The organism is Arthrobacter sp. UCD-GKA (assembly GCF_001863355.1).
Lineage (GTDB): Bacteria > Actinomycetota > Actinomycetes > Actinomycetales > Micrococcaceae > Paeniglutamicibacter.
Map to the genome: position 1 here is coordinate 1 of NZ_MOLR01000025.1, position 3,708 is coordinate 3,708.

A 3,708-nucleotide genomic window follows, 5' to 3' on the forward strand; every position below is an offset into this window, starting at 1 on the left:
CCTGGAAAAAGGGTTGCGGGTTGCACCAAGTAAAAAAATCCCGGCAAATTGCCCCACCTGGAAAAAGGGTTGCGGGTTGCACCAAGTAAAAAAATCCCGGCAAATTGCCCCAGGCGCCCACACGGGGGTGCGGACCCTGAAACCATTCACCAATAAAATAAATAAATTGGTATCAACAAACTTGGCACACTATTGAGTTCTCAAACAACAGACGCTTCCAACTTCCACGACCCGGACTGACGTTTCCTGCCGGCGCTTCGCTCTRGAGCAACTTGTCTACCTTACCCCACCGCGTGTCCCGACGCAAATCCACCGTTTCCGGCCCGACCTGGTCTAGCATGCGATTCCCGCCGTACTTTTTCCGGCGCACGAAGGCACCGGGAAAAATCTGGGTGGGGGTTTTGGTAGAGATTTCGGTCGCCCGGCGATTCCTCCAGCGGCTTTCCCGCTGTGTCCCTCGCGGCGACTTAGAAAACTATACACACCATTTCCCACCACCGCAAATCGACGCTTACCTGCACTGATTCAGCAAAGAACCCAAGCAAACAAAGGGAAGGCGCTCCCGCCACGGCACCCAACCAGGCCAATTGGCGGAAACAGAAGGAAGTGATCCGCGCCATGCTGACACCCCCGTAATCCAAAGCAAGCAGCTGCACGAATCTGGACGATTGATAGCTCGGCACGGTTTCATCCAGCTAAAGCAGGATTTCCTTGACCAACAGGCTGAACAAGAACCAAGCAGGACACCGCCTCATCCATTGTTAGGTTGTCACCGAACTCTGGGTTCGACCCGGTGCGTCGAAAGCAGCCATGGTCCTCCAGCTCCGATCTGAACCCCGCGACRATACAGCAATGTAAGCAAGAGAGCACTGAAGTCGTAGCGGCAAGTCAGCTTGGGCTTCACGTCGGTAGCAGATTACCGGGGATGGCGATCGGGATCCTGCGCGTGCTCTTCCCTGACCATGCCAGGGGCCGTCGCTACTGGCCGCATGTTCGCCTGCGCTATTTTCGGTACGCGCCATACGCGCATCCGACACTTGCTCAAGGTTGCAACGAAGTGCGGTTGACTCGGCGTGGGCTAGTGACGCCCTTTTGGCGCCGAGCTCCGAGCTCCTTCCCGATCATGAGTTAGCCGCGTCGCCGAACTGCTGAGACGATCCCTCATGCGTCCCTGACCATGGAGTTCCGGTCATAAGGAAACCCGACACCAACGGCAGCGACTCCAGCGCCGCTCTGCCATGATTCTCAGCTGGATTGACGACCGCGGCATAAATGGCGGATCTACACCGAGAGTTCCCGGTAACTACTACCGCGGGCATCCTGCCACATCAAGACAGAAGTAGAACTTGGTCCCTCCCTGTTCCCGAGGCTTCCCACGCCGGCGGCTAGGGTGTTCTGCATTCGGAAGCAAAACAGTTATGCGGCGCGGCCTGGCAATGGAGCGGTACCTACTGCGGCGTCGATGCACAATCCTCTCGGTTGTTGTCGACTGTGGTCTGAAGCATGGATAGCATCGGGATCAATTGGCTTCCGCTGTTCCTGGCCGAACAATGCATTCTCCCCGCTGCCTCCTTGCAGCCACCCTTTGCTTCGGTTCATCTCTGCGGTGAGCTCTGGCCGCAAGAAGGGATTCCACGCACCGCGGCTGAGTCCCGTGGATTCCTCTCTAATCGGGCAGGATGATGCATTTAGGCCCCGGCAATATCGTAGATCCACAAATTCACGAGCTGGACCCCTCAAGCCGGAACTAGTCGTGCAAGCCGCTTTGACGCAGCACCATTGGTTACCGGAGAGAGATCTTCTTGGGGAACTTCATGGCCGGCGAGATATGCCAGCTTGAACTAGGGCATCAGCAGGCAATACGCGAGCAGACGCCAGACCGCCAATGGCGATCTTCGGCAGGCTGCCGGAGACACCGCCACAATTGGCATATTTCGGGCCGCCACCGTCTGGGCCGGCGTATCACCTGATTCCTGGCCTGCACCGCGCGTTGGTTGCCCCGCTGGACAAGGTGATCGTGCAGATGAAAACTTGTTTTCCTCATTGATTGAATATTTGCCCCTGTGGGAGCCAGCAATATTGCGGGTGGGGACCATCCCGGGAAAACGCGAATATCCTCCATGGGAGCCACCAATGGCATGTCTGGAAGCCACCTTGCCGTCGACGGGTGGCCGCGGCCATGCCGGGATCCAGCCGGACCGGGGACAGACCGGTTGCCCCTGAGAATTCGATCGGCGTTACAACAATGCTTCGGAGCAGCATGGCTGGTTCAATCCTGCCGGCGTGGCACCGCCATTGCCGGGACCCACCACCGGAAAGTGCCTGCGCACGCTGCGTGGGCGAAGGCCACGCCGCCGCGGCCGGACGGTGTTCCGCCCGCAGTGTCGTCAGGCGGGCCGGCGCCTACGGTCCGGCACTTCGTCCACGACGAAGCGGTCATGGGGCGGATCATCTACAACGCCCTCTGGATCGGTGTCGGAAGCTGGAACATGCAGGTGAAGATCGGCACCGTTCAACATTCGTGGATCCGCTGGGGCAGGTGGCTCCCATCCGGGCAGTTGCTGCCCCCAACGGCAATATCGCTGGCACCCAAGCACAATAATGGGTGGCCCCCAAAGCGTCGAATACTCATTGATGCCTGAACTGCCGAACTGTATTGTGCGGGGATTGCGTATCAGGGCTAACCAGGACTTCAGGGTTGAACGCCTCCAGCGGCGAAGCTCAGCTCGGTGGTCCTTGATTCGAGGATCGAGGACATGCTCGAGGGAGAGGGCTGTCGGCGGATGGCGGTACTTGGGGGCCCAACGCGGGGAAGCGCAAGATTGTCTGTAAGCGGCCATGAGGAAATGTCCACCTGCGGCCACGGCTTAGCTCACATTTGGCCGCAACCCAATGGACATCCGTGTGTGGTCCAATCCCTGCCACGGACTTTCAAGCGTCCGAACAGAAAACTTCTAAATTTGGCATTGGATCGGCACCAATATGGGCCGTGCCTGTCAGGGCCGGGACACACCTAGCCTGCGACTCGCTTCGATCGGCGTTCGCTGCCGAACCGGGGAAATACGGTTCGAGACGTACAGGACGTTTCGATCTCCCGTTGTCCCACCGAGCGGTGGGCACTCAATCGTAGCTGGACCCCACGTGCCCCGGGAACGAATCGAAGCCCCAGCCACCTGGGGATTCGAGCTTTTGGGCTGACTGACCGCCAGCAGGCCACCCTCGTGGCCGGGCATGGAAAATATGGTGGTCTCAGGATGGCCACCAGTGGGCATATTTCCAAGGCCACTAACAACAGTTGCCTCTTGCGGTCATCGGCGCTGCCAGGGGGTTTCTCAATGCGGCTCACCTGAAGGTCACGTCCGATCACCACGGATGAAAGCATCACGATGCCCTTGGGGTGCGCCTACGAAAAGCCAGTCCCTGGGCGCATAGACCTGCGCAATATGGGTTGGGTGTTGGTTTCCCTGGTTCCTGCGGTGCCGGCCGGCCGGGTGCCGGTCCTTAAGCGGGTGCGGCCCCCGGCGGTGCCGGGGGCCGGGAACGGGCGTTAAGCATCGGAACCCCCAAGCCACAGGCTTGGGGGTTCCGGGACAGGGTGTCCGGCGGTGACCTACTCTCCCACACCCTCCCGAGTGCAGTACCATCGGCGCGGTGGGTCTTAGCTTCCGGGTTCGGTATGGGACCGGGCGTTTCCCCCACGCTATGACC

1 protein-coding gene and 1 rRNA gene are annotated in these 3,708 nt (G+C 59.6%); one reads left to right on the forward strand and one right to left on the reverse strand.

Going from position 1 to position 3,708, the window contains the following annotated elements; translation table 11 throughout:
• Positions 1-196 (forward strand): hypothetical protein (locus BLJ79_RS23610; protein WP_217641959.1); only part of this gene is annotated, 196 nt, incomplete at its 5' end.
• A 3,401-nt stretch (positions 197-3,597) separates the two neighbouring features.
• On the opposite strand, the gene rrf is transcribed toward BLJ79_RS23610, so the two are convergent.
• A 5S ribosomal RNA gene (rrf, locus tag BLJ79_RS22130) occupies positions 3,598-3,708 on the reverse strand; the annotation flags it as partial.